A 25,881-nucleotide genomic window follows, 5' to 3' on the forward strand; every position below is an offset into this window, starting at 1 on the left:
TTACCAGAACCGTTAGATGAATTTATTGAAACCTATCAGAATTCTTCCATCGCCTCTCCATAAACCGCCACAACATCTTCAACAAAATCACAGGCGACCAGCCGCTCGATCCAGTGGCGTTTCTCGACCAATGTGAGATGCCTACAATCATTGATTTTTAACACACAGGTCTCAACTTGCTGGAAGTATTCGCGATGGATCAAATGAAGGTGTCTTTCCCCTGCATCGATCACGGCGAGCAGCTCGTGATAGTCTGCGGGCTTCTTGCATTGGGACAGGCGCTCTAGGTAGACGGCCTGTGTCTCGCTTGAGGTGTAGGCGAGGGCTTGGATCTTGGTTAGGACGTCGTCAGGGTGTGGATACTCGGTCATCACAGTCTTTTTCATTTTTCTCCCTATGTTCCTTGTTCTTGTTTGGTGGGGCTCTCTCCTTCTTCTTCCTTTATAGCCGCGTGATTTTCTGCGGGTGGTGGGCGTGGATGCGGTCGCGGATCTCGGTGAGGGTCGCTTCTTCTAGTCCTTTTTTAGACAGCACCACGCACATCGCCTCTGTCGCGAAGGCGACGAGGACCTCCTCTGTCTCGACCACCTTTACTACTTGCCCCCACGCGACTCGCAGGTCGATGGCTGGTGAAAATGTCGCGATCGCTTCTTCGTCTATCCGTACCCGACTTTCTTGGTAATAGACGTGATTCTCTGGTCGTTGCAGCCATTTTTTTAGCCGGTTTCTCGCAAAAGTCTGGGAAAAATGATCGTCCAACCGATAGAGAGCCGCCAGCAGCAGCACCAAAAAGACAAACACCAACAGGAGCTTTTCCAGCATCACGGGATCAGACATCCCAAGGCGCAGTGTGTACCACTGGAAGAAAAAGTAATGATTGATCCCTCGAATAGCCGTTACGACGAATAAAAAAGCAATCATCCCCGCCGTCAATAGGTGCAGCCCCCGCCTCGGGCGCACGCTTGCTCGGAGATAGGCTAGGTTGAACCGCAGCCATTCCTCCTTCGTTAAGTGACTCGTTACCTCGATCATGTGTTAACGCCTCCTTTACGCTCTTTACTTGTATGATACACAGGAATCTCCTCTGAGGTAAGGGCGGGAGAAGACCGAACGCCCGCCCGTTTTTCCCACCGCCGATGAAAGATTCAAGAGAAACGAAAAACCCGTCTCCCGTCGTTCCTGCCTCTCTTCCTTCGTTATGGAAAATCGAGACCTTCCACTCGACCTTTCCCTCGAAAAAACCCGACGCACCTGTGCGTCAGGTTCTTTTCACCGATACACGCGGCAACGTATGTACACGCGGGGCTATCTCATATGGCGCAGGTTCTGGTTTCGCAGCGTGTTCTTCGAGAGCAGGTAGCCTTTGCCCCAGATCGTCTTCAGCAGCTCGGGGTCGTAGCCGGCTTCTCCTAGCTTGACCTTGATGCGCTTGATGAGGACGGAGGCTTGGGACAGGTGGGAATTATTGGGTGCTTCATTCCACAGGCAGGCGCACAGCTCTTCTCGTGAGACGACTTCTCCTTTTGCCTGCATGAGGCAGTCCAGTGCCGACAGCTCTCTATTGGAGAGGCTGGCACGGAGCTTCTTGAGGTTCCCGTCGTTGGTGTATTCGGGGTAAAGAAAGACGATATTGGCGTCTTCTTTGTGGAAAGACTTGAGCTTTTCGGACATTTGCTCCCGCAGGAAGTCCAAGCTGCTGTCGCCTACCAGCCAGTCGTCGATCCCCAGACTCTTGAGCTGTTCCTCTTCTTCTTTGGTGGGGGCGCTGCTTAATTTCCGCAATAAGACCCCGTTTCTCGCCTGTAGCGTCGGTAAGATCCCCTTGATCTCGCTGTCTGAGAGGGTCTCGCTGAGGATGATCACCTTGTAATTGGTCAGATACTCCTCGAGCCACTCGATCTGCGCTTCTTCTTGGTACTCACAGGTCCTGAGACACTCAAATAATTGCACCGAACAAAAGACCTCGTAGCTCAAATGCTGCAGCCGCTCCTGTAGTGCCTGCTCTAAGACTAAATTTTTCGTCAAAATCAATATGCTTTTCATGTGGATCGCCCTCCTTTAGTAAAAAGAAGCAGACTCGCGCCTACTTCTTTCCTTTAATTTCCTAAAAAGTAATTCAGTTGCGCTTGCCAATCAAGGTAGAGAAAGATCGCTGCCACGATCGCCAGCAGCATGATGAACAATAAGCCGCAGTCTGCTAATAGCACCGTCGACTTACGGTCATGCACCAGCCGCAGCCTGCTGTCCTTGATGAAGAACAGCAGGAAGCTGATCAATCCCCCCAGCGCGATCGCGCCAAAAATCCCCAGCCACACGGGAATAGTCATACTCGTTTCCTCCTAAAGCGTGTCATCCAATGACCACGTTAATCGCGCTCGGTAGCGCGTCGCCTTCTTCCCGGCATTCGCAGGGACATTCAAGGAGACCTTGTCAAAAGGCATCCGAAGCTGCCACGTCTCACGCCCCTCATTCACCTGCGCATGGACCAGTGTCTTCGCCGTCGCCTGACCCGCCACCAGTGTCTCCGTCGCGGTCACACTACTAGGCACATCTGCCCCAGACGGCGTCGGATCAATCACTTCCTGTGGTGTATCCCGATCCGTCACCCGCTCGATGGTCATGTTCTCCAGCTTCAAGGACGTCCCCGCCCCATTCGGCATCACCTGATTCCCGCTGTCGCGAAACTCCGACAACTTCGCCGTCAGCTTCCACCCCGTGCTGATCGTCCGATCATCCTTCACCCGCGTGTAGAAGCCATCCGTCACCACATTCGTGTTGGACTGGTAATTCGCCGCACCTAGATGATGCGTCTGCGCCGAAGCGGAGACATTATGGTGAGACCCATAATCAAAGGAAATCGGGACGGATTGCAACGCAATGTCGTTACTGTCCTTCGGTGTGTAGGTCTGTTCGTCGTCTAAAATCTGAATACTAACCTTTGATTCATTGTCATACGGACTGGTAATCGTATCATCCTTCCAATCTAATCTACCTTTCACATCCAACCACTCCCCCGCATTCCCAGAAGCCGTGGTCTTAAAGGTAAAGGTAATCACTTCGCCTGTATTCATATCTCCGTGAGAATTCGTCCCGTCTATGTCACCAATCGTTGCAGGACTGCCATTCTTCGTAACACTACTAGGATCAACGACCCAGCCCGCAGGTACATTCAATGTCGCATGAACATCCTCCGCCTTCTTTACACTCAAGCTGGTGATTTTCCATGTCCACTCCACTTCATCGCCTGAGTTCACTTTTTTCTTATTCGCAGAAAGCTCGTTTTCTAAATCGCTAGCTGTGAAAAACGTGATTGTACCTCCGAATTCTTTCATACCACTGGAAGCACCTTCAGTAAGTTGTGTTCCATCATATGAAAAGTTGATGAACTTATCACTCAATGACGGTCGAGAAACATTCGACATAACAATATCATCGCCATTATAAGTAAAAGTAGGAACTGGTGTTACGTCCCCGTTAGTAGCGGTTAATCCAGTATGTGCAGTTGTTTTCAACACTTCTACTTTTGCTTGACCACTATTCACCTTAGGAACAGGGATTTTTATTTCTTGAAACCTGGCATAGAATTTTGTTAAATTCGAAAACCCTTGTAAAGGAGTAATATCGCTAATCATATTATAATCGAGGTGCAAATTTTCTAAGGAATTTAAAATCGATAAATCGTTTAAACTCGAGATCTTATTAACGGCGATAACTAATTCCTCTAACTTTGTATTGTTACTTGCATCTAACCTGGTTAGCTGATTAACAGCACAGTCTAAATAATTCAGTTCCAAGTTTGCTGCTATATCCAAGGTGGTAAGCTGATTAATATTACAGCTTAATTTTGTCAAAGCTGTGTTTGTACCTACATCCAAAGCTGTTATTTGATTATCAGAACAGTCCAATTCGGTCAACGCAATGTTTGCTGATATGTCCAAGGTCGTAATCTGATTAATACTACAATTTAAATAGGTTAATTCTGTACTTGGAGGTAGATTTAAAGAATTCATCTGGAGATTATAATGACAATCTAAGTAGGTCAATGCTGTACTTGCAGTTGCATCTAAGGCAGTAATTTGATTAGAATTACAGTCCACTTTTTTTAGCGAAGGTTTTGATGTCAAATCTAAGGTAGTCAGTTTGTTAAAACTACAATTTATATTTTCTAATTCTGTACACCCAGTTATATCCAAATTACTTAGTTGATTTAATTTACATTCTAATTTTTTTAATGCTGTATTTGACCTCAAATCTAGTGTAGTAATTGCGTTACCCCAGCAATCTAATTCCTCTAAATTTACCGCGTACTCTATGCCCTTCAAACTTGCTAAGTTTCTATTACTTACAATTATTCTACTCAGCGCCGCCATATCATCATCCGTCAACTGATCTTGCCCTTTCCCTAATCCTGACCAAGGTCCGCCCCCTATAACTGCAATCGCTGCTACTCCCGTCCTCAACAACTGCGCAAAGTCCGCATCGATATCCACACCCTCAATCAGATTCACCGTTTGAGGTCCAACCCCACCACCAAAAGGTTTAGGCTTTGGTTTCTTTTTCGTGGCGTCCTCGGTACTGGAATCGGTCGTCTTCGTTTCCTCTGTGGATGCTGTCTCAGAGGTCGTGGTTTGGGTTGCTTCTTTGTCGCTCTCTTCTATAGTAGGAACGTGATCGGTGGTACTCTCGGTCTTGTCCTTTAACGGATCATCTGCCATCGTGCTGATGGTGGTTTCACTGGTCGGTACTTCCTCCACCGTTTCTGCGTAAGCGAGAGAAAAAGGAAGGGAAGACGAGAGCAATAGAAGCAATGCCATCGATTTACCTATTCTCGAAACTGCTTTCTTGTTCATCGTCTTCCTCCTCTCTCAGTCGGGTAAAGAGAAAGAGCCAAAAACTTGAGGAGATACAAAGAAGCCCCATCCACTGCATCCCCGCATGGCGCACTTCTCCCGTTTTTGGTAATGACCCTGATCTTGCACTTGGGTAGTCTTTGCCACTGCCTGATGTGTAGGGCAGAATATCGTCGCTCGGTGTGCGATCCTTTGGCAGCGGGATCGGTGTTGGATCGGGTTCCGCGGGCTGTGTTGCCATGAAGCCGATCCCCACTTCTCCCTGTATTTCTTCTCCCGAAGCAGTCAGTGGGGCGACGGTCGCCAGTAAGACAGCCAACAGTACCCATTTTTTATGTTTCACATCCCTCACTTCCTTTCATTTGCTTGGTGTTGCCACTGCTTCTGACGATAGCTGAGGAAGATCCCCAGTCCGATCAGTGCAAGTACCAATCCTAGAGCGACCCACGGTACCCACTTCGGTACTTGGAGCTTGAAGACGGTCTCTTCATTGATCTTCTCGGCTTGCTTCTCCCCGACGGTAAATTCTTCCTCCCATTTCCATGTCTTCCCGTCGCCTTTGGCTTCTCCTGTGAAAACATACGTCCCCGGCAAGAAGCGCTCGACGCCGAGGGGGATCTCGAAGTTGAAATTAGAATTCGGTGCGACAGAGAAGTCCTCCATCTCGTGCTTGGCGAGAACCTCTGATTTGCCCTTTTCCTTTACCTGTCCTTTGATCGTCATTTTTTGCAGGACCTTCGGCTGGTCGTTCTGGATATTCGCCGCGATGACCTTTCGTCCATTAGACAAAGAAAGCTGCACGTGTTTCAGATGCAGTTCCGCGCCATGATTGAAGGTGTCCTCGTCTTCTGTCAGCATCAAGGCGATCACGCGGGCATACTCTGGGATCAGACCTGATTGATTCTCCTTGTCTTCTTCCCCTTCTCGGAGAAAGCGCAAGGAACCCAGCTTTACCCCTGCATAGGCTTCTTTTGGCATCTGGATCTCGTACTCGACGATCTTCTCCTCAAAATTCTGAACCGTGATCTCCTTCTGATCCCCCTTGATCTTCACGAAGCTCGTGATGGGGTCTTTCAGACTTTTATCCAGTTTCGGCTTTTCCGCCGCATAGTCGATGGCACCGACTTCACTGCTGACGGCATCGTGGACGGCAAGCTTCACCTTCACGGGTTCCTTCTGCATACTGATGACCTTGACCTGAATGGTCTGGGCTTGTTCGGGTACCATCTTTAGATGATAGTAGGTCTTCTCTTTATCTACCTGATTGTCGGGGATCACGCTCTCCACAGTATAGCCTGCGGGATTCTGCGCGTCCTCCTCTGCCTGTGCGGATGTCGGGATAAAGACGGTCAGCCATACTAGAAGTACGATCAGACCGATTCTTTTTCCTGTTTCTCGTATCGTCATGCCGGTCTCCTCCATAAAAAAAGGGGAGAGGAGATGCCTCCTGCTCCTCTTCTATCTTTCAATTAAATCGTGTCATCCAATGACCAAGTTAATTTGCCTTTGTATTGTTTGCCTGCCTGAGCAGCATTCCCTGGCACGTTCATTTTGATATTCGACATTTCCACTGCGGTCGTTCCTTTATGAGAAGAAGTACCTGCGCCATCATCTTCCATGACCTTCACGGCTGCAGCGCTTTGTGCCAATGTTTGAGTTGCAGGTACTGTCGCTGTGTGTCCTGCTGTCGGTGCAATGATCGAACCTGACACTTCTGGAGCGGCTGTTCCCGTGTAGGCTTTCTTCACTGCGTCAAAGCTCAATGTCGCCCCAGTTAATTGAACAGTGCCATCTTTCATGTCACTTAGTTTCGCTGTTAATTCCCATTTGTCTGCATTTGACTCTACACGGTCATCTTCTACGACCACGTATCTATTTGCAGCCGAAGTTTCATTGAAGGTCGCCGCAGCAGTATTCACTGTATTCGTTGTTCCAAAGTCAAAATTGATCGGTGCCCATAAAATCGTTAATGGGTCTGTTCCTGGTGGTACCGTGTGAGCTGAGAACCCGATCCCTACTTCTGTATCGTGACTATCCTTTTCAGCGGCTAATGCGGTTCCCCCTGCCACAAACACTCCTAAAACTGTTGCACTGGCTAATAGACCAGCAAAAATTCTTTTTTTCATCTCTTTTTCTCTCCCTCTTTTTTATTTTTTTTTTGAGATTTCTATATCAAACAGCACCACACTGTCGATACCAAAAAAATTAGAAAATAATCGAAAAGAAATGGTAAACTTGGTTTATAAGAGTTATTTCCTGAGTTATAGGGTGTCTTATTATAAATAAAAACAAGGGGTACTTTATTTTTACCTTGTTTCTAGCTAATATTTAGGTTGACGGCTATTTTTGACGGCTCGTTCTCAAATTATTAAGATTCAAAAATAACAAAAACGACAAAATTGGAATAATTTTTCTTAATACTTTCTTAATAAATTCGTGCAATTTTGAGGCATTTTTGCAGATATGAGGATTTTCAATATGTTAGCGCTTACCTTAAAAAGGCAAAAAAAGGCTCTCCCGTGAATGGCGTTATTCACTGTTTTATCATTAAAATCTATTGTTTATCTAATGTTGGTCAACCGAATCCTAGTTTTTCGATGGCGTACACGGCAGTGACTCGTTCTTCTAGCATTGAGTCTGCGTAAACGTCTAAGGTCATCTTCGTAGAGGCATGACCTAATAAAGAACTGACGGAGGCGATACTGACCTTTGCTTCTAGGCATCGTGTCGCAAAGGTATGTCGTAGTTGGTGGAAGTGGATGTTTCCTAATTTTGCCTTCTTTCTTAGTTGATGGAAATGGTAGGTCAATGTTCTTGGTTCACAGCCTCTTGTACCTGTTGAAAAAACAAATTCACTGGTTCTTTTTTCTTTTAGCTTCATTAATAACTGTTGTACTTTATGGTTCATTGGGATGATGCGTCGAGACGCGCGACTTTTCACCGTATCGTAGGATACGGTGGTTCGCCTATCTTCGCCTGTTCTAATTCGATGGCACGTTTGAGTAATCGAGAGTATCCCTCTAGCAAAATCAACGTTCTCCCATTTCAACGCAGCCACCTCTCCGATACGCATTCCTGTATTTAGGGCGAGAGTGACCGCCTTTCCTTTATCATCCTTGCATTCTTCGACGGCATCTAACAGGGCGTGTTGTTGGTCAAGGGTCAATGCCTTGATTTTCTTATTGATTCTCTTTGGCAAGTGAACAGAATCACACGGGTTCTTAAAAATAAGCGCTTGTTTTCTGGCATCATTCAGTGTTTTCTTCAATAGACAGACAATGATTTGAATACTGTTGGGTGAAAGTCCAATCTCTGTAAAGTGATCGACGACTTCTTGGATACGTTCTGATGTGACTTGATACAGTGCCAAGCTTCCTAAGCTTGGGAGCAAATAACGAGAGAGCTTGTAGCAGTAATCCGAATAGGTGGAGGCTTTGACCGTTCGTTGCATAGATTTTTTCCATTGAACGACCCATTCGTGGTAGGTCATCAGACTTTTTCCGTACAATTCCATCATGCGTTTGGATTGTTCCCTTAATGGGTACAAACGCTTTTGTACAGCTTGATAGGACTTCCCGTAGATGTATCCGTACTTCAAGCGTCCATTGACCTTTCGACCGATGGGATAACGTCCTTCCCATCGACCGTCCTTCCTGTGATAAATGTTCCTTCCTTCACGTAACATGGTATTCATAAAATAACCATCCTTTCTAGTTGGCTTGACGAGCCATTCTGACTACTCGTAAAAGTGACCTTTCCTGTAATGTAAAACCCTTGTTTACCCAACTAAATAATCCAAATTATTTAAAAAGAATAATATTTTTTGATTAATCGTTGCAAATCATTTTTTTATATCTTATAATTTGTAATGTAAAGAGTTTGGTAAACGGAAAATAAAATGTTTTTTCTGATTTATTATTAGATGTCTTGTTTTTATTTAAAACAAGAAAAAAGAATAATTACCATTTAATAATGATTATTCTTCGTTTTATTTTCGTTCCTGTTTCCAGACTCTCCTTTCTGATAAAGCCGCCGGAATTCCTTTCTCTGGCGGTTTTTTGGTGTCTTCGGTGTTGTTTTGGTTTTTCCGTCTGTCTTTTTTTCTCCCTTTAAGATAAAAGCATAATTTCATATGAATAACAACGCTTTTTGTCTTTTTACTGTTTATTGGCGGTTTATGAGCTGTAATAAAACAATTCATTTTTATTAAATATTTCTTGTTTACTGAATATTTTGATTTTTATTCGGTTTTATCTGTTATTTATTGAATTTTTTCATTAGGAGACAAGGGATCTTTTTCCTGTATACTCGAGGCATCAAATGTAATAGGAGTGATGCATATGTCAACTGACGTGCTACAGGGAAAACTTTTGTACAATGATCGAATGTCTGAGGAATGGCTCTATCTGCTGGAGGATGCGCCTGTCTTTAATCGCTATGATTTGAAAGCGATATCAGCGCTATTAGCCGCGCCTTGCGGGATCGGAACGGTGATCTTGCGAGATACTCAGCATTCCTTTGATCCGAACGAGACGTTCCACACCTTGCGAACCTTCCACCAGACCCATCGGTTTTTTGATTATTCATTGACGCGACGGTGCTTTTCCATGATCGACGGGCTTTCTTCCTATAAGGTGCCCTTCGTGAATTGGCATTACGTGCTCTGTCCCCTTGAAAAACCGGAGAATTCGACGTGGCTCAATCCGCTGGCGGTCTATGAGCTGCGGACGATCGACGGGGTCTGTTACGCGGAGCTGATGAGCGGCTTGGTGCTGGAGCTGCCTGTGCAAAAGCGGAGCTTCATCGGTCAAGCGGAACGGGCGCTGTATGCGCTGGCGTATCTGCGACGGGAGTATTCTCTGACGCTGACCTATAACGGCACGCCATTAGACTACCTTCAACTCCCCTATTCCCCATTTTTAGACCACTTAAAAGAACAGTCGCTGCTCCAAAGCTGGCGCACGAATCGCGGCGATTTTCAGCAGCAATACCTCACCGAAGCGATCCTGAGACGACGACGGGAGGCTCTTGGGGAGGCGATGGAGGAGGAGGAAGAGTAGCGTTGCGGCTCGGAATCTTTCGATGGCACTGCCTTCTCTCGTGTTATTTTGCGGAGAGGGAAATTCTTAAGAAGGGGGTTACTTTCCCCGCCTGACGTGGTATTCTGTGCTTGAAGCGCTCCTTTTGCGCGGGGGAGTTTACGAGGAAAAAGCATCATTTAATAACAAGAAATGGAGGGTTTGAGATGGAAAAAGAACGACAGAGGCACCCTCGTTTCGAGGAGGATCGAGTGATTCGACGACCGGCATATCCTCTGGTTTTTTCGCTGATTTTCTTCTTGTTGTCTCTGCCTCTTTTCTTCTATGACAGTCCAACGACGATCGCCTCTGGGATGGACACCGCGGATCTCATCGCCGCTGGTTTTTACCTTCTGACGGGGCTGTCCTTTTGGCGGGTCATGACAGTGGTTACTTTCTTATTCGTGGCAGGGCATCTGTTTGTTTACCGTCGTTTCAAGCTGGTGATCCGTGAAAAAGGGCTGTCGGTGACGCCTGTTTTTGGCAGTACCCACGAGGTCCCTTTTTCGTCGATCCGCTACGTGACCCACGACAGACGCTTCAGCGGCAAGGGCTTCAGCATTCGCCTGACTTATGACACCCAGTCGATCCGCTTCCCCTATACCCTTGATCGACACGGGCACATCAAGCAAACAAGCATTTCCTATCTATTAAAGAAGCTGGCTGCCCTAAAGGTGCCGATCCATGACGCATAAGCCCGTTTTTCCAGTAAAGCGTTGAACAAGTAACGACAAAGGCGTGTTTCCTACTCTAGGAGACACGCCTTTTTGCGTTTGTAATAAAAATCATTACTATGGATAGAGGATGAGAATTCTGTAAAAATAACTAGAAAAATGATCGATACGGAGCGGGTCGGGGCGACTGTCGAGTGGTTGGGTGTTATTTAACTGCTGTTTTTGGGTGTCTTTTGGGGCGAAGAGTTATGAAAACGGTCGGGGAAAAGGGGCATTTTTTTGGATTTTCGGGAAAATAGCGGCTTTTTTCGATTTTTGGTTCTGAAAATGGTCAGCGTTTGAGGGTGTTTTGTGTAGCGAGCGGAAACCTTGAGGAGACGGTGTTTCTGTGGGTGTGGGTGGTTCTTTTTTCAACATTCTTTGAGATTTGCTGAAATTTCCATGATCGCGATTTTCTTTGAAATTTTTTTTGGATTTGAGGGATTTTTTTGGTGGAAACACCCCTTTTTGAGAAAAATCTGCCTGTGAGGCGTCGAATTTTTCGTTTTCGGAGGAAGAAATCGAGGAAACATTTTTTTAATTTGGGGTGAATTTCTCGAAAAAGGGACTTATTTTTGACCCCATCCAGACTTTATTTTCCGTTCAAGGGGGAAAAAAGGGTAAAAAGCACGGGATTTTTTGGTTTTTTCGCCTCTTTCCCCTCTTTCGTGTCTCTCGATCGGTGAAATTTCTCCTAAAAAGGGGAAAAAGCATGTGTGACTGGGTCTGATTCCTCCCAAAGGGGGGACAACTTGAGGACAACTAAGGACAAAATCCCCTCTTTTCCTCGATAAAAGGAGATAAAATCGGAGAATTCGTCAAAATTACATTTGGGGCTCAAATTTGCAGGGTTTTGGGCGGTATTTTTTTCCAGAATATTGATTTATCAGCTTTTCGGGAAAATTGAGAGGGCTTTTTCGTGCAAATTTGAGAGGGATATGCAAAATTGGCGGTTTTGACGTTTTTCCGATTCATGGCGTATGGTGGATTCATCAATTGATACGAAACCAAAGGAGACGATACGATGACTGAGACACTTTTGACACACCGCCAGCTTTTTTCCATGACGCCGAAGAACCTTGAGAAGCGAATCTCGGAGCATTACTACAAAACACAAAACAGCAGTTTGACGATCCAGTATGCATTGGCTTTGCGGGTCCGCTGCACATTGGGCGCACAGGAATTCAAGCATATTCTGCGGGATCTTATTCGCGAGCTTTTTCTGACGACGAAAGCGACGCGGACGATGAAACGATTCTTTTATTATTTCCAAGACTATTTTATGGCACCGGAATGGCGGAGCTTGAAGCTGCGGGTATTTCCGCTGCGGAATTTTGGCGAGAAGGCGGTGGCAGTGCTGCGTTCGTTGCTTTCGACTGACCGCCCTGATGAAACGACAGAACATCGAGCCTCGAGTACGCGACCTTTGAGTATACCCCCGACCCGACAGAGAAAGGATATGAGACGATGAGACACAAATTAGTCGCAACATTTGCGAACGAGCGAGGCAAACAGCACAAATGGACCTATAAGGACATTGATACCGAATTGCCTGCGGAGACCATCAAAGAAGCCTGTGAATTATTGACCAGCCTAGATATTTTTGAACGGGACGGCGTGAAGCTTTTTGATACCGTCGTTACTGCGAAGATCGTGACGACGATCGAACATGAGATTTTTGACCGAACGACAGATTCTTCTGAGGAAGCGGAGGAACCGACAGAAACGACGTGCTGTGCTGCCAGTAAACGCGTGGAGGCTGTGGCAGTGCCTGCTTTTGCGAAGGATCACGAGAACCAACCCGACTTTCCGACTGTTACGCTGCCGACTGCTTCTTTGCATCAACTACCATCTAGTGAAACTTTACCCGCATCACCTGCGGAATCCGTTAAAACTAGCCCGACAGAAGCGACGAGAGCGGCGATTTCAGCTTATCCAATGAAGGATTCCCCGCCAAAATCGCGGAAACGGCTCCTCTCCAGCCTCTTACGGCGAGAAAAACGGCAGCCTAAATAATTTTTTCCTTCTATAGAAAGAAGTCCTTGCGAGTAAAAGACCGAGGCGCGTTTCTGGTGGGGATCGAGGCTTCTTTGTGGTGCCGTCGGTAGGGAGTCGTCGGCTTTCTTTGGCAAAGAAAAGCACCGCTGCTCTCTTTTTCAGAGGCAACGGCGCTGTATGGGATCGTTCCTATTGGTGCGTTTATATCCTAGAGGTTCCTGTGTGGCAGCCTTCTTTTTTCTTGTTTTCTTCTGGCGTACAGGCTTGCTTAAACGTCCGCGAAGTCGCTGGGTTCGATCGTTCCGGGACCATAGGGGGTGATGTCTCCTGTTTCTGGATTCGTGGGCTGGTCAATGTTGAAGAGATACCCGTGCTTTCCGTATCTTCCCCGTTGCGTTTGGTCGTAGGCCTCGCTATCCATCTGAACAGTGACGGCCCTTACTGCGATCGCTACTTCCTGACTGCCTTCAAACAGCGGCTGCTCCCATAAAAATTCACAGGCGATATTCAAAAAGCATTCTTTGATCAGCGGTGCATCGATGGTCTCGGCAGTCTCCGCGGTGAGACCTGAAGCTGTGATCTCGTCTGTCTCGAACTGATTATTCTGGATCGTTTGGACACAGCGGTCAAAGATGTCAGCGGATGGGAAATTCAGCACGCAGACCTTCGTTTCTTTCAGCGATCGGTACATATGACCGGCTTTATTGACTTTTCCCAGTATACAGATGAAGTTGTCCAAGCCGCTCCCCATAAAGCTGGACCATGAGTGCAGGCACGCGTTCTCCTTCCCATTTGCTTTCCAGCCTGTGACGACAAAGACCGCTTGCGGTATAGCTGTCACGTAATCATACCAAGACAGGTTCCCGCTATAGGCCGCGTATTGCTCCAGTGCGTACCCTCCAAGCTTCTCTGGTTTCTCGGACAGTGAGACTTCCTTTTTCATACACGTCTTCTCCTTTCGTTTTGAACTAGCTATAGCGTATCAGAGGCAAGACGACACCTGTATGTCGTATCAGTTGTAATTCGCCATCATTTTTTTTGCCTTTTCGCAGATGTCCTCGGCAACATCGCGAGGCTCCAGCACCTTTACGGCATCGCCATAGCTAAGCAGCCATTGCAGTAGATAGTCGCGGTTCGTAAAAACGTTCTCAAAACGAAGCTTGCCAGAGGAGGCATCGACGGTGATACCTTCCGGGCCGTAGTCATCGATCAGGCGGTATTTTACCCCCGTGTCGAAAAGGGCGACCAACTGAATCTCGTCGTGCCACATATACCGGTCAAAATCCAGCGCCTCTTCTGCAATTTCCCGTTCTTCATAGTGAGTGTCTAATTTTTTCAGCTTGACGAAGCGATTCAATTTGAAGAGCCTGAACGCTTGGCGATCCAAACAGTAGCCATACACATACCAGGCGAACCATCGAAAGAGGATGACATACGGCTCGATCGTGCGCGCGCCTTCGCCCTTTTCAGAATAATAGTAAAAGGATAAATGCTGTTGGCTGCTGATGGCTTGTTTGAGGACATCGATTTTCTCGGTCAGGTCGGCTTGGTAAAAGGAAGACAAGTGAATCCTCACCCGATCGTGGTCGGTCAGGAGCGTCTGCTTCTCCTTCGTGAGCCGTTCCATCAAGCCTTGAGAATACGGCGCTGGCGAAATACTGTCGATCCCCTTGAGTCCCATGAAAATGGCACTCATTTCTTTTTGCGTCAGCACCGTTTTATCCAGCTTATACCCCTCCGCAATGGCGATCCCCCCGCCATATCCCTGCATGGACAGGATGGGGATGCCCGCCTTCCCGATCGTTTCGATGTCCCGCTGGATCGTCCTCTGCGAAACCTCGAAACGCGCTGCTAATTCTGCTGTGGTCACTTTTTCCTTTCGCAAAAGAATGGTGATGATCCCGATCAGACGGTCTATTTTCATATGCGCACCTCCACCTTTCATTATACGTGGACTTTAGGGATAGGGAAGAGGGGATTTTTTTTTTGGGGGGGATTCTAGTAATTCCAGCCAAAGAAAGAGTTCACCTTCTGGATCGGAACGGTCTCTTTCGTTTTCTTCTGTTCTCTCCTTGTTGGACTCAGAAAGCGGGAACGGTCTATTGTACTTTGGCCCGATTTATTCCAAATCGAGAGGGGCTAGTATGGATGGAAGAAAGGAGCGAGGCTCGATGACCAAAAAAATCGACAGTTTTCAACTAAAGCTGCTGGCAATTACCGGTATGCTGATCAATCACATGAGGATCGTCTTTGAATGGAGTCGCAGCATGCCGACCCTTCCCCTGTTTGCTATCTCTGAATTTGTTGGGAAATTCACGTTTCCGATCATGGCGTACCTCTTAGTCGAAGGCTATCATTATACTCGCGACGTAAAAAAATATGCGCTGCGCTTGGCAGGATTCTGGGTGCTCTCCATTTACCCCTTCTACCTGCTGCATCGCCCGGACTACGCCTTCTCCCTGACAGATGTCCCGAACAATATCTTCTTCACCCTTCTCATGGGACTGCTTCTGCTGATCGTCTACGACAAGGTGAAGCATCCCGTGGGGCGTGTCCTTCTGGTTCTTCTGTTCGCAGGTCTCACCCTGTTCTCAGACTGGAACCTCTTCGGCGTCCTTCTGATCTGGGCATTCTACACCTTCCACACAAAAAAAGGCATCGCCCGCACGATGCTCGCCTATTTCCTGTTTTTTGGAACACTCGCCTTGATCGGACTGTTTACCACCACCACTCCCGTCCTCTCAGCAATCGAGCTGTTTAGCACCACTGGCTTTTTAGCAGTCGGCTATCTGCTGCTGCACTACAACGGGAAACGAGGTTACTCTCCTAGCTGGGTCAAGTGGGGCTTCTACGCCTTTTACCCGCTGCATCTGATCCTGTTGGAGGCGGTGCGGTATGTTTTGTTTTAGGGAATCGTCCGGTCGGTTGAATCCCGATGTTTCAACGTTTGGGGGCTATCGCCCGGTCGGTTGATTCGCGGTGTTTCAACGTTTGTGGGCTATCGTCCGGTCTATCGCCCGGTCGGTTAATTCGCGGTACTTCAACGTTTGTAGCCTATCGTCCGGTCTATCGCCCGGTCGGTTAATTCGCGGTACTTCAACGTTTGGGAGCTATCGTCCGGTCTATCGCCCGGTCGCTTGATTCCCGGTGTTTCAACGTTTCTGAGCTATCGTCCGGTCTATCGCCCGGTCTATCGCCCGGTCATTTGATTCCCGGTATTTCAACGTTTCTGAGCTATCGTCCGGTCTATCGCCCGGTCATTTGATTCGTGGTACTTCAACGTTTGAGAGCTATCGCCCGGTCGTTTGATTCGTGGTACTTCAACGTTTGGGAGCTATCGTCCGGTCTATCGCCCGGTCGCTTGATTCGCGGTGTTTTCCATATAGAAAAGCCCTACTCTGGCGGGAGTAAGGCTTAGGTGATGTGGTCGAAAGACCGTCGATCGAGTCTGGGATTTTAGTAATATTGAAAAGTTTCTTCTATAGAAAGAAGTCGTTCGAGCGCATGATGGATGGTAAAAAATCCTCCTAGTAGGTTAGGAGGATTTCGATTTTCGATTCAATTAGGATCATTGCTTCTCCAGCGTTTCCAAGTAGTATTTAGTAGCCGGGCCTCTACCTTCAGAACCGATGATATCTAATCTTTTTAATTCTGCGATCATCTCAAGTGTATAGCTTTTTTGTAAATCAAGGGCTTCCTGAATCTCCTGTCGACTGACCAGCTTTCCATCGCTGAGATATTGAATCATTGAGATCATATTTTCACTTAATTCCAAAGCGTTCAACTTATAGTTCCTATTATATAGAACTACCGTAAACAAATTGTTCGCAGCGAGTAGTTGCGGCTGCCGCTTAAATCCTTTATACACTGAATAAATCCGACGAATGCCAGACCCATAATTTTCTATGTAATTCATTTTATCTAAAACATTGATTAGAATAGGATTTCGTTTGGCATTTGCTCCTTGCTTAATGTCCTCAACGGTTAACCCATCTGGTAAGGAGCCGGGAGAAGAGATCGCTAGTCGATCATCGAACAATTCAATTTTAATATCTGAAGTCATCGTATAGTCTCGATGAAAAAAAGCATTCATCACTGCTTCCCGAACAGCATCTACCGGATAAGAAAAATTCTCTATACGCTTCCCGTTGTGTCCGAAAGTAATATGAAGCTGATTATTCAAATGGATGTATTGAACGGCATCATCAATCTGTTTAGCTATTGAGCCTGAAAAAACTTTTTTATCTCGAAAAGTGGCTACATCCACTCCTTGATAAATAGCAGCTTTTGAAACAAATGGATTCTCATCACTGACTATCCACGCAGCATTATTATACTGATCCTCTTCGTTTTTCTTAAAATCGAGTCCGATAAGATCAAATTTTTTCCCCGCTTTTTTAAACGCACTCTCCACATAAGTAAAATCCAAAGAATCTTTCTCGATCTTTTGACTATCAAATAAGTTAGCATTATGACGATTTAACATTCTTTTTATTTCTGCATCGCTTGCTCGTCTTTTCGTGCTGCCATTGCGAACATACACGCCCTTCGAGTTAAACCCTTCACCATCCGTATAATAGTATGGTTTATTCGTTCCCGCACTAACAGAAATCTTAAATGGTTCATTGTTGGGATCTACCTGTATCAACCCGGTAACGTCTTGTCTGAATGCATTAGCAACCCAATTACTTAGCGTTTCTTCCCATTCTTTGTACTTTTTCTTTCTATCCGCTTCACTCGGGAAATCTACCAACGCACCATTATCATGGACTCCTAAATAAATCGTGCCTCCTACGGTACTATTTAAGAAGGAAACAATCTCTGCTTTTAGTTGGCTCGCTTTTTTAGGGATATCTTCTTTATACTCATAATTATTGTCTTCATTCAGTTTTTCCAATTGGATTCCTCCTATGAAATTGTCGCATTCTTAAATGTCCTATCAAGTGTAGTATAACTTATAATTTCACTTTTTAGGAATACGAACAAAAAATTCTAGTCTTCCTAGAAAATGATCTAATATTCGCGCTATCGTCCGGTCTATCGCCCGGTCGATTGATTCCCGGTGTTTCAACGTTTGTGGGCTATCGTCCGGTCTATCGTCCGGTCGCTTGATTCCCGGTACTTCAACGTTTGGGAGCTATCGTCCGGTCGATTGATTCGCGGGGCTTCAACGTTTCTGAGCTATCGTCCGGTCCATCGCCCGGTCGATTGATTCCCGGTGTTTCAACGTTTGTAGGCTATCGTCCGGTCTATCGCCCGGTCGATTGATTCCCGGTGCTTCAACGTTTCTGAGCTATCGTCCGGTCTATCGCCCGGCCGGTTGATTCCCGGTATTTCAACGTTTGGGAGCTATCGTCCGGTCTATCGCCCGATAATGATGATTGCTTGAATTTCCATATAGAAAAAGCCCTGCTCTGGCGGGAGTAAGGCTTAGGTGATGTGGTTGAAAGATGGTTGATCGAGTTTTGAGTTCTACTCATTTGGAAAAGTTTCTTCTATAGAATAGGTGAATCTTTGTACGTCTGTGCTAGCGTATATCTGTAAGGAAGCCTACTTATGTTTCACACACATTAGATCAATAGTTCGTAGGGAGAAAGTTGTTTTGCTTTTGTAATCATTTGCGCGATTTCTTCTGGGGTCTCTTTGGCTCCTTTTTTGATCCATAGCAGGATGATCCCAACGATACTCGATAAAAGGATTTCTTGCGCGTAATCTTCGGGGAGGTTTTCTTTTTTAAATTCCAGCTCTGGCGACTGCGCGATTTTGGTTGTGATGAGTTCGGAGAGGATCTCTTTGACCATCGTGATAAATTGCGGATCGCCTCCCTTGCCTGCGATGGCGCTGATGAACGCGAAATCGTGTTTTACGTAGACAAGTGATTCTAGGATCAGAGAATAGGGAATCAGTTCGACTGGATCATTTGGGTCGCCTTCTTCGCTTCGGATCAAAATCTGCTTCAGGTCGTAAATGATCTCCATCTCTAATTTTTCCATCAGTTCATATTTATCGACATAATGGGCGTAAAATGTGCCGCGGTTGATCCCTGCTTTTCTGGCTATATCCATCACCGTCAATCCTTCAATTCCTTTTTCTTTCAATAACTCGGTAAAGGCTGTCTTTATGCGGCTTTTGGTCGCTGTTTTTCGTTTTTGAACCATCCTTCTCCTCCTTAATTCAACACTTTGGCTTCTTGTGTTCGTTGCACCTTCCTTGAATCCATCTTATACTAACCTGGTAATTAAAGCAACACGTTGTTCATTTAAGGGAGGAGTTTTACAACTATGAGCTATATTGAAATGAAACATACCTATAAACGTTACCAGATGGGCGATACAGAGATTTTAGCCAATAAGGATGTCACCTTTGACATAACCAAAGGTGAACTTGCCATTATCCTTGGGCCATCGGGTGCAGGAAAGTCCACGGTTTTGAATATCTTGGGCGGTATGGATCAAGCGAGTGAAGGACAGGTCATTATTGACGGGAAAAACATCGCAGAGGATTCAGCCAAAGAATTAACGACCTATCGACGAGAAGATGTCGGTTTTGTTTTTCAATTTTACAATTTGGTGCCGAATCTGACCGCAAAGGAAAATGTGGAGCTGGCTTCAGAGATCGTCGCGGATGCTTCTGACCCCATCCAAGTCTTAAAAAATGTTGGGTTGGCTAATCGGATCGACAATTTTCCTGCACAATTATCCGGTGGTGAGCAGCAACGGGTCGCCATCGCCCGCGCGGTAGCGAAAAATCCTAAGATCCTGCTTTGCGACGAGCCGACAGGAGCGCTGGATTATCAAACGGGGAAACAGGTTTTGAAGATTTTACAGGATATGAGTCGAAAACAAGGGACAACGGTGATCATCGTGACTCACAATGCGGCTTTGGCCCCTATCGCGGATCGCGTCATTCGGATGCACGATGCCAAAGTCCAGGAAGTCACGGTCAATGATGCTCCAAAACAAATTGCAGAGATTGAATGGTAGGTGAACAAGATGACAAAAAAGAAGGCTTTATGGCGGGACATCTTCCGCTCATTTCAAAAATCAAAAGGGCGCTTTTTCTCTATCTTGCTCCTCATGATGCTAGGCTCCTTCGCCCTCGTGGGTCTAAAGGTAACTGGACCGGATATGCGGGCGACAAGTCAACATTATTTCGCAGAACAGAGTACTGCGGATCTGACGGTCATAGGCGATTATGGGATCACGGCTTCGGATCGGAAGCTCCTTGATGAAACGAAGGGGCTGCGGCACATTGATTATGGGTACGTGAAGGATGTGACCAAAAAAGGAAGCAATCAGAGTTTTAGGCTATTTTCAAAAACGGAACACGTCTCTACCTACGACCTCCAAAAAGGACGGCTGCCTGAAAAAGCCACTGAGATCGCGCTGGATGCCGATTACATGAAGCAGTATAGACTTGGGGATACGATCTCGTTTAATGAAAAGTCGGATGCGGCGGGCAACGACGTCTTGCGGCATCCTCAGTATGACATCGTTGGATTCGTTCATTCGACGGAGATTCTATCGGCTATCAACCGTGGGCAATCCACCGCGGGAACGGGGGAATTGGACGGCTTTGGTGTCGTGACTGATGCGGCTTTTGATTCTCCGTACTATATGATGGCGCGGATGACCTTTCAAGATACCAAAGGGCTTGATCCATACTCTGCGGCGTATCTCGACAAGATCCAAACGCACAAGGATGCGATCTCAGATGACTTGAAGGATCGGCCGAAAAAGCGTTTGGCAGAGATTCAGTCAGAGTATAAGCAAAAAATTGATGCGGGACAGCAGACGTTAGAAGCAAAGAAACAGCAGCTGGCTGACGGGCAAGCGCAACTAGACCAAGCAAGTCAGGCGCTTGACGCCGCGCAGCAGCAGCTCCAACAGCAACAGGCCCAGCTTGCGCAATTGCCGCAGATTTCTGATGAAATGCGGGCACAGATGAGCCAATCAGAAGAGGCTTTGGCTCAAAAGAAACAGGTGTATCAGGCACAAGCCCAGCAGTTTGCTGAGCAAAAAGCTGCCGCCGAAACGACCTTGGCAGAAAAGGATGAAGCCCTTCAGAACGCGCAATCGACCGTGGATTCATTGAAACAGCCGACGTACGCAGTAAATAGTCGGAGGGAAACACCGGGGGCAGAAGGCTACAAGATCTATCACAACATCTCGACCATCGTGGATGCTTTGGCCAATGTTTTCCCAATTTTCTTATTCTTCGTCGCTGCCTTAGTCACCTTTACCACGATGGCGCGCTTCGTAGATGAGGAACGGATGATCTCAGGCGCCTTGAAGGCGTTGGGGTATTCGGATCAGGACATCTTGAAGAAGTTCACGGTCTATGGGTTGGTCTCTAGTATGTTGGGGGCGATCTTAGGCATCCTCCTTGGGCATACCGTCTTGCCGCTGGTGGTTTACAATGCGTATCATTCGGGGTTTGATGTACCGAAAATCGCGCTTGGATTCCATTGGGAGATCTCCCTGCTGGCGTTGGTCTTGGCGTTTATCAGCGCGGTCATCCCTGCATGGATCGCTGCTAAAAAGGAACTTCGGGAACGCCCCGCTGCACTGTTGCTGCCAAAAGCGCCCTCAGAGGGATCGAAGATTTTATTGGAACGTCTTCCCTTTATTTGGAATCGATTGAGCTTCACTCACAAGGTGACGGCGCGGAATATTTTCCGCTACAAAAAACGAATGTTCATGACGATCTTCGGGGTCGCTGGGGCTGTCGCGCTGCTCTTTGCGGGCTTTAGCGTCCAGCATTCTATCGGCGGGATCAATGACCGTCAGTTCGGGGACCTGATCCGCTACAATATGATCGTCGCTGAAAACAGCGGTGCCACCACGCAGCAAAAGGCGGAGATCACCCAGCAATTGGAGCAATCAGCCGTAAAAGAGTACGCGCCTATCCACTATGAAGAAGTGACCAAGGTCGCTGGTGATGCCAATGACACCCAAGCAATCAAGCTGATCGTCCCCGAAAACACGAAGGACTTTCATCATTATATTCGCCTAGATAACCGTCCGTCGCAAAAATCACTTACCTTGAACGATCAAGGCGCGATCCTTTCAGAACGACTAGCCAGCTTATTAAAGGTTCAAGTGGGGGATCAGATCACGATCAGAGACCGTGAAGACCAGCCCAAAAAGATTCGAGTCGCCGGAATCACCGAAATGTACATGGGGCACTTCCTATTCATGGATCGTGCCTACTATCAGCGCACCTTTGATCGTGATTTTTCAGCGAATGCTTCCCTCGTGAATCTCGTGGATTCCTCGATGAAAAACACCAATCAGCAGGCCGCGAATTTCATTGATCTGGCTGGTGTTTCCGGGGTCGTCCAGAACACGACCATGACGAATCAGATCCAAACGATCGTTCGATCCCTGAACAAGATCATGACCGTCTTGATCCTCATCGCCGCCCTGCTGGCAGTTGTCATTTTGTATAATTTGACCAATATCAATGTGTCGGAACGTCTACGAGAGCTTTCGACGATCAAGGTCCTCGGCTTTTACGACCAAGAGGTGACCTTGTACATTTATCGCGAAACGATCTTACTGACCCTGATCGGGATCTTGGCTGGCTTTGGTGTCGGTGAATGGCTCCATCAGTACATCCTGACGGCTGTTCCACCGGATGATGTCATGTTCGATCCAGCGATGGCTGCCATCTCCTTTATCGTACCGACGGTCATCATCACCATCGTTACTACCGGCTTAGGCTTTATCATCCATCGACGACTGAAGCACGTCGATATGCTAGAAGCGCTGAAATCCGTGGACTAACCATAAAAAAATCCAGTAAACGACTATGTGCGTTTACTGGATTTTTCTTATTTAAAGGCACGTGCCAATAACGCACGTCCATTGGTATCAAAAATCTGCTGCTTCTCAGCTTCTGAAAGCAACGGCGTAGTCGCTAAGTCCTGATACAGCAAGTCGACGGATCGCGCATCGGTATATGGCGCATCGCTGCCATATACGATATGTGTAGGATCAGCTAGTGTCATCAAGGCTGGAAGTTGCCGCGGCAAGACGCGCCCTGCGGTATCAAAATAAACCTTTTTACTGATCTCATACACGTCGATCCCTTCCACATTCCGAAAATACCCTGCTACCCGATCGGTCAGAATCGGCATCACTGCACCTGCATGGGGCACGATCAATTTGATGTCTGGATACTTTTCAAAAAAGCGGGTCTGGAATAATTTCAGCATCGTCATCGTGGTGTCGAAGAAGAAGCCCATCAAAGGAATCGGCAGATCAATGGTGGCGTTCATTGGAAGTTGCGGCTGATTGGGATGCAGCGCAACGATCGCTTTTTGCTTATTCAACTGCTCGTACACTTCATCAAACACTTCTGAACCAAAATAGGCCCCTCTTGTATTGGTGGGAACGGTGAAGCCTACCGCCTTTTGCTCCTGCGTTGCCCGCTCCATCGCCTTCAGGGTGTCATTGACATACGGCAATGGCAACGACGCAAAATACCCGATCTGATCTGGATAGTTTTGAGTTAGTTCTTTCCCTAATTCATTGGCTTCTTCCGCCAATTCGATCGTTTCATTGCGTGAACCAAAGTTGATGTGGGGGGAAGAAAGAGACAACACCGAATACGCAATGTCGTGTTTCTCCATCAAATCCAACGTATCTTCAACCCTCCAGCTTGGCGTTGGCCAGCCATCCGGGTCTCCCGGAATATGCTTCTCCAGAGCCGCCACATAGCCTTTAGGCAAATAATGTGTATGCAAATCTATACTTTTCATGTTCCTCGCGTCCTCTCTAAAAACACTTCTATCATAGGAGCGTCCTGCAAAAAAATCAATGAACAGACTAGGGAAATGTGTTGGATTAACGATGAGGAACGAAGGAACTTATGCAGCTATTCACCGTTGATTGTTTTCGTATCAAAGGAGTCATTGATGACCCCTCCTAAAAGTGATATATTTATCACATGATACAAATAAGTCACAAGGAGTGAGACGATGTTTAACAAGAGAGCAAAGCCGTGGATGGGCGTATTTGGCGTATTTGGATTTGCGGGCGTATTAGGGTTTATTTTGGGCGAACCAGCATTTCTCTCGTTCTTTCTGTTCTTCGGCTTCTTCGGTCTTTATTGGGAAGGGAAGCTGAATCAGGAGAAAGCGGACGAACGGCTAAAAAAGAATTTTTCCAAAGCGCAGAGGTATGGTTACCGCACAGGACTGACGATCATTTTTTTGACATTGATTCTTTCTTTTAAATTCAGCACGGATTACAAAGCGATCCTCATGCTCCAAACTACAATGATCAGCCTGAGCGTCGCGGTGACCTTCATTTTGATTCCGTTTCTGACCTATCAGTATGATAAGGGGACCCTCGATGATCAAGAATGACCTCAAACGATACCGCATCGAAAAAGGACTCACGCAGCAGCAGTTAGCCGACCTTACGAATGTTCGCAGAGAAACCATCGTCCGATTAGAAAAGCAGCTATACAACCCGTCTTTGGAATTGGCTATCCAGATCGCCGATACTCTCAAACAGGATATACGTGAGGTGTTTTGGATAGCGGAATGACGGGGGCTTCATTACGTGTCTTGACCTGCGAATCCTACCTATAGCCGGTATATTGCACCTTAGATTGATCGAGAATGAAGAGATAGCTTTTGAATAGCAGAAACTAAAACAAGCCCGAATTCCTCTAAACAGGAATCCGGGCTTGTTTTACTTATACAGAATGAAGCTGAACTATGAAGCTCCCTCTTTACATCTCCTTTTCTTCTCGTCGTGTAGACGGCAGAATTGGTTGTTCGAATCAATTCAATTCTTTGCGCTGTTCCAATTCTTTTTTTATTTGCGGGTATATTTTATCTAAGTTGTAAAAAAGCATGGTGAAGATAGAGCAGATAAGTAACAGCATCGGAACATATAAATACATTGCTTTGATGGCGAAGACGGCGTTACCTGATTGTGTCGCTGCACCTGGTTGATACATTCCCCAAGCGAGTAATGCTCCGGCAACTCCACCAGAAATTGCTTGCGCTACTTTTCCCAGAAAACCATTGATCGCGGACAATGAGCCAGAAACATTCACTCCCGTTTTCCATTCCCCGTAATCGACTGGATCTGCCTGCATGGAGAAATAAATACTTTCCTTGATCCCGTAACCAGCCGCTGAGATAAGTGCTCCGACCACTATTCCAGTCACGAAATTATTCGCGATCATAATAACAAGCAAGCCAAAAAACTGTACCGCCGAGGATACGACGTATAGATTTCTTTTCCCCAGTCGTTTTGCTAAAAATGGCACGAAGAAGTTCGCAAACATCGGTACAATGGACATGATCGTAGCAACCGTTATGGACAAGCCTTTATTTCCAACGACAACTACAAAATAGTAGACCAATGCGCTGGACTGCATGAAGAATCCTGTCCACATAAACACGATGTTCACCGCGAAAATCAACCAAGGCCGATTCTTTTTCAACGATGAGAAAACCGTTTTGAGGGAGACACTATCCGCTCCGCTGACAGGCAGCTCCCGAACGTTAGCAAAAGTAAAGAAGAACAGTAAACATCCTAAAATACCGAAAATTGCCATGACGATCTTAAATCCTACTGCCTCATTTCCTTTGCCGAAATAGGCGACTAGCGTTAAAGCTGACGAACTGACAACTGTCGCGCCTAGAAAAGCAAAAAACTTTCTTGATGTAGAAAGAGCGGTTCGCTCGTCCGCATCATTGGTCAGACTTGGTAATATGGATGCCATTGGAACATTGACGATTGTATAAGCAAAAGATAAGCCAAAATAAGTCACATAGGCGTAAATCAATTTTCCAGAGGCTGAGATATTCGGAACATTGAAGCATAAGAAGGCGAACAATGCGAAAGGAATCGCGCCAAACAGAAAATAAGGTCTAGATTTCCCCCACCTCGTATGAGTGTGATCGATGAGATAGCCAACCAATAAATCCGTGATCCCATCCACAAATCTTGTCACGACGAACATAAGGCTGATGGCTGCGGCACCGAGATGCATGATATCCGTATAAAAGTATAAAAGATAAAGAGAGATCATTTGCCAAATAAGATTGCAGGCTAAATCGGAAACACCGTAGCCGATTCGTTGCTGCCACTTCATCATCCATTTTTTCTTTGAAGAATTTGCTTGTGTCGTTTCCATAATAAAAACCCCTTTACATCTAACTAACAATAATTAGTAACGCTTACATCCGCATACTGATAAATCGAACACTTTTGT

General features: G+C 46.5%; 23 protein-coding genes and 1 pseudogene. 9 read left to right on the top strand and 15 right to left on the bottom strand.

Translation table 11 applies throughout. The features are described from left to right. Positions 1-35: 35 nt before the first annotated feature. The 9 genes from IGI66_RS17965 to IGI66_RS18005 all read right to left on the bottom strand — a co-directional run bounded on the left by IGI66_RS17965 (position 36) and on the right by IGI66_RS18005 (position 8,544). Entirely contained in the window at positions 36-233 is a 198-nt protein-coding gene (locus IGI66_RS17965) for a hypothetical protein (RefSeq protein WP_438849835.1), read from the bottom strand. A gap of 208 nt (positions 234-441) precedes the next feature. Then, positions 442-933 (bottom strand): YcxB family protein, encoded by a 492-nt coding sequence (locus IGI66_RS17970; protein WP_438849836.1) that lies wholly within the window; start codon positions 931-933, stop codon positions 442-444. A gap of 372 nt (positions 934-1,305) precedes the next feature. Further along, positions 1,306-2,043: a winged helix-turn-helix domain-containing protein gene (locus IGI66_RS17975; protein WP_438849837.1), complete on the bottom strand. Its 738-nt coding sequence runs from the start codon at positions 2,041-2,043 to the stop codon at positions 1,306-1,308. Between the two features lie 53 nt (positions 2,044-2,096). Continuing rightward, positions 2,097-2,327: a hypothetical protein gene (locus tag IGI66_RS17980; RefSeq protein ID WP_438849838.1), complete on the bottom strand. Its 231-nt coding sequence runs from the start codon at positions 2,325-2,327 to the stop codon at positions 2,097-2,099. Between the two features lie 12 nt (positions 2,328-2,339). Further along, positions 2,340-4,850 (bottom strand): WxL domain-containing protein, encoded by a 2,511-nt coding sequence (locus IGI66_RS17985; RefSeq protein ID WP_438849839.1) that lies wholly within the window; start codon positions 4,848-4,850, stop codon positions 2,340-2,342. Further along, positions 4,819-5,193, bottom strand: a complete 375-nt coding sequence (locus IGI66_RS17990; protein ID WP_438849840.1) for an LPXTG cell wall anchor domain-containing protein — start codon at positions 5,191-5,193, stop codon at positions 4,819-4,821. Before IGI66_RS17990 ends, IGI66_RS17985 begins: the two co-directional genes overlap by 32 nt. Positions 5,194-5,198: 5 nt before the next feature. Further along, the gene (locus IGI66_RS17995; protein ID WP_438849841.1) at positions 5,199-6,257 is read right to left on the bottom strand and encodes a DUF916 and DUF3324 domain-containing protein; all 1,059 of its coding nucleotides are present in this window, start codon (positions 6,255-6,257) and stop codon (positions 5,199-5,201) included. A gap of 62 nt (positions 6,258-6,319) precedes the next feature. Then, entirely contained in the window at positions 6,320-6,976 is a 657-nt protein-coding gene (locus IGI66_RS18000; protein ID WP_438849842.1) for a WxL domain-containing protein, read from the bottom strand. A 449-nt stretch (positions 6,977-7,425) separates the two neighbouring features. Beyond that, positions 7,426-8,544, bottom strand: coding sequence for a tyrosine-type recombinase/integrase (locus IGI66_RS18005; RefSeq protein WP_438849843.1), 1,119 nt, complete (start codon positions 8,542-8,544; stop codon positions 7,426-7,428). 646 nt (positions 8,545-9,190) lie between these two features. On the opposite strand from IGI66_RS18005, the gene IGI66_RS18010 reads away from it, so the two are divergent. The 4 genes and pseudogenes from IGI66_RS18010 to IGI66_RS18025 all read left to right on the top strand — a co-directional run bounded on the left by IGI66_RS18010 (position 9,191) and on the right by IGI66_RS18025 (position 12,657). Further along, on the top strand, positions 9,191-9,910 hold the full coding sequence (locus tag IGI66_RS18010) for a hypothetical protein (RefSeq protein ID WP_438849844.1): 720 nt from the start codon (positions 9,191-9,193) through the stop codon (positions 9,908-9,910). Between the two features lie 185 nt (positions 9,911-10,095). Then, positions 10,096-10,623 (top strand): hypothetical protein, encoded by a 528-nt coding sequence (locus tag IGI66_RS18015; RefSeq protein ID WP_438849845.1) that lies wholly within the window; start codon positions 10,096-10,098, stop codon positions 10,621-10,623. 1,042 nt (positions 10,624-11,665) lie between these two features. After that, a pseudogene (locus IGI66_RS18020) lies at positions 11,666-12,043 on the top strand (hypothetical protein); the annotation flags it as partial. Between the two features lie 65 nt (positions 12,044-12,108). Continuing rightward, a complete protein-coding gene (locus tag IGI66_RS18025; protein ID WP_438849846.1) occupies positions 12,109-12,657 on the top strand; it encodes a DUF2922 family protein in 549 nt (182 codons plus the stop codon). A gap of 250 nt (positions 12,658-12,907) precedes the next feature. On the opposite strand, the gene IGI66_RS18030 is transcribed toward IGI66_RS18025, so the two are convergent. Further along, positions 12,908-13,582 (bottom strand): flavin reductase family protein, encoded by a 675-nt coding sequence (locus IGI66_RS18030; RefSeq protein ID WP_438849847.1) that lies wholly within the window; start codon positions 13,580-13,582, stop codon positions 12,908-12,910. Between the two features lie 69 nt (positions 13,583-13,651). Then, positions 13,652-14,563 carry a helix-turn-helix transcriptional regulator gene (locus tag IGI66_RS18035; protein ID WP_438849848.1) on the bottom strand — a complete coding sequence of 304 codons (912 nt, stop codon included), beginning with the start codon at positions 14,561-14,563 and terminating at the stop codon, positions 13,652-13,654. 247 nt (positions 14,564-14,810) lie between these two features. On the opposite strand from IGI66_RS18035, the gene IGI66_RS18040 reads away from it, so the two are divergent. Beyond that, positions 14,811-15,548, top strand: a complete 738-nt coding sequence (locus tag IGI66_RS18040) for a TraX family protein (protein ID WP_438849849.1) — start codon at positions 14,811-14,813, stop codon at positions 15,546-15,548. Positions 15,549-16,207: 659 nt separating this feature from the next. Here the strand turns inward: IGI66_RS18040 and IGI66_RS18045 are convergent. Together IGI66_RS18045 and IGI66_RS18050 are read right to left on the bottom strand one after the other, a co-directional pair. Then, on the bottom strand, positions 16,208-17,536 hold the full coding sequence (locus IGI66_RS18045; protein ID WP_438849850.1) for an ATP-binding protein: 1,329 nt from the start codon (positions 17,534-17,536) through the stop codon (positions 16,208-16,210). A gap of 673 nt (positions 17,537-18,209) precedes the next feature. After that, on the bottom strand, positions 18,210-18,797 hold the full coding sequence (locus tag IGI66_RS18050) for a TetR/AcrR family transcriptional regulator (protein WP_438849851.1): 588 nt from the start codon (positions 18,795-18,797) through the stop codon (positions 18,210-18,212). A 123-nt stretch (positions 18,798-18,920) separates the two neighbouring features. Here IGI66_RS18050 and IGI66_RS18055 point away from each other — a divergent pair, with 123 nt between their 5' ends. Then, the gene (locus tag IGI66_RS18055; protein WP_438849852.1) at positions 18,921-19,622 is read left to right on the top strand and encodes an ABC transporter ATP-binding protein; all 702 of its coding nucleotides are present in this window, start codon (positions 18,921-18,923) and stop codon (positions 19,620-19,622) included. 9 nt (positions 19,623-19,631) lie between these two features. Next, positions 19,632-22,427: an ABC transporter permease gene (locus IGI66_RS18060; RefSeq protein ID WP_438849853.1), complete on the top strand. Its 2,796-nt coding sequence runs from the start codon at positions 19,632-19,634 to the stop codon at positions 22,425-22,427. Between the two features lie 47 nt (positions 22,428-22,474). Here IGI66_RS18060 and IGI66_RS18065 read toward each other — a convergent pair whose 3' ends face one another. After that, the gene (locus IGI66_RS18065; protein ID WP_438849854.1) at positions 22,475-23,404 is read right to left on the bottom strand and encodes an amidohydrolase family protein; all 930 of its coding nucleotides are present in this window, start codon (positions 23,402-23,404) and stop codon (positions 22,475-22,477) included. A 219-nt stretch (positions 23,405-23,623) separates the two neighbouring features. Here IGI66_RS18065 and IGI66_RS18070 point away from each other — a divergent pair, with 219 nt between their 5' ends. Then, a complete protein-coding gene (locus tag IGI66_RS18070; protein WP_114525820.1) occupies positions 23,624-24,013 on the top strand; it encodes a DUF3796 domain-containing protein in 390 nt (129 codons plus the stop codon). Further along, a complete protein-coding gene (locus IGI66_RS18075) occupies positions 24,000-24,197 on the top strand; it encodes a helix-turn-helix transcriptional regulator (RefSeq protein ID WP_438849855.1) in 198 nt (65 codons plus the stop codon). The genes IGI66_RS18070 and IGI66_RS18075 overlap by 14 nt, the downstream gene beginning before the upstream one ends. Positions 24,198-24,435: 238 nt before the next feature. On the opposite strand, the gene IGI66_RS18080 is transcribed toward IGI66_RS18075, so the two are convergent. Then, positions 24,436-25,803: an MFS transporter gene (locus IGI66_RS18080; RefSeq protein ID WP_438849856.1), complete on the bottom strand. Its 1,368-nt coding sequence runs from the start codon at positions 25,801-25,803 to the stop codon at positions 24,436-24,438. Positions 25,804-25,881 lie beyond the last annotated feature (78 nt).

Source organism: Enterococcus sp. AZ048, from assembly GCF_051715125.1.
Lineage (GTDB): Bacteria > Bacillota > Bacilli > Lactobacillales > Enterococcaceae > Enterococcus_A > Enterococcus_A gilvus.

Bases quoted from the DNA above. Each gene is read 5' to 3' on its own strand.
- IGI66_RS18005 (WP_438849843.1), bottom strand. From the start codon at position 8,544: ATGAATACCATGTTACGTGAAGGAAGGAACATTTATCACAGGAAGGAC.
- IGI66_RS17985 (WP_438849839.1), bottom strand. From the start codon at position 4,850: ATGAACAAGAAAGCAGTTTCGAGAATAGGTAAATCGATGGCATTGCTT.
- IGI66_RS18060 (WP_438849853.1), top strand. From the start codon at position 19,632: ATGACAAAAAAGAAGGCTTTATGGCGGGACATCTTCCGCTCATTTCAA.
- IGI66_RS18080 (WP_438849856.1), bottom strand. From the start codon at position 25,803: ATGGAAACGACACAAGCAAATTCTTCAAAGAAAAAATGGATGATGAAG.
- IGI66_RS18030 (WP_438849847.1), bottom strand. From the start codon at position 13,582: ATGAAAAAGGAAGTCTCACTGTCCGAGAAACCAGAGAAGCTTGGAGGG.
- IGI66_RS18070 (WP_114525820.1), top strand. From the start codon at position 23,624: ATGTTTAACAAGAGAGCAAAGCCGTGGATGGGCGTATTTGGCGTATTT.
- IGI66_RS18050 (WP_438849851.1), bottom strand. From the start codon at position 18,797: ATGGTTCAAAAACGAAAAACAGCGACCAAAAGCCGCATAAAGACAGCC.
- IGI66_RS18055 (WP_438849852.1), top strand. From the start codon at position 18,921: ATGAGCTATATTGAAATGAAACATACCTATAAACGTTACCAGATGGGC.
- IGI66_RS17980 (WP_438849838.1), bottom strand. From the start codon at position 2,327: ATGACTATTCCCGTGTGGCTGGGGATTTTTGGCGCGATCGCGCTGGGG.
- IGI66_RS18025 (WP_438849846.1), top strand. From the start codon at position 12,109: ATGAGACACAAATTAGTCGCAACATTTGCGAACGAGCGAGGCAAACAG.
- IGI66_RS18000 (WP_438849842.1), bottom strand. From the start codon at position 6,976: ATGAAAAAAAGAATTTTTGCTGGTCTATTAGCCAGTGCAACAGTTTTA.
- IGI66_RS17975 (WP_438849837.1), bottom strand. From the start codon at position 2,043: ATGAAAAGCATATTGATTTTGACGAAAAATTTAGTCTTAGAGCAGGCA.
- IGI66_RS18065 (WP_438849854.1), bottom strand. From the start codon at position 23,404: ATGAAAAGTATAGATTTGCATACACATTATTTGCCTAAAGGCTATGTG.
- IGI66_RS17995 (WP_438849841.1), bottom strand. From the start codon at position 6,257: ATGACGATACGAGAAACAGGAAAAAGAATCGGTCTGATCGTACTTCTA.
- IGI66_RS18035 (WP_438849848.1), bottom strand. From the start codon at position 14,563: ATGAAAATAGACCGTCTGATCGGGATCATCACCATTCTTTTGCGAAAG.
- IGI66_RS18040 (WP_438849849.1), top strand. From the start codon at position 14,811: ATGACCAAAAAAATCGACAGTTTTCAACTAAAGCTGCTGGCAATTACC.
- IGI66_RS18010 (WP_438849844.1), top strand. From the start codon at position 9,191: ATGTCAACTGACGTGCTACAGGGAAAACTTTTGTACAATGATCGAATG.
- IGI66_RS18015 (WP_438849845.1), top strand. From the start codon at position 10,096: ATGGAAAAAGAACGACAGAGGCACCCTCGTTTCGAGGAGGATCGAGTG.
- IGI66_RS18075 (WP_438849855.1), top strand. From the start codon at position 24,000: ATGATCAAGAATGACCTCAAACGATACCGCATCGAAAAAGGACTCACG.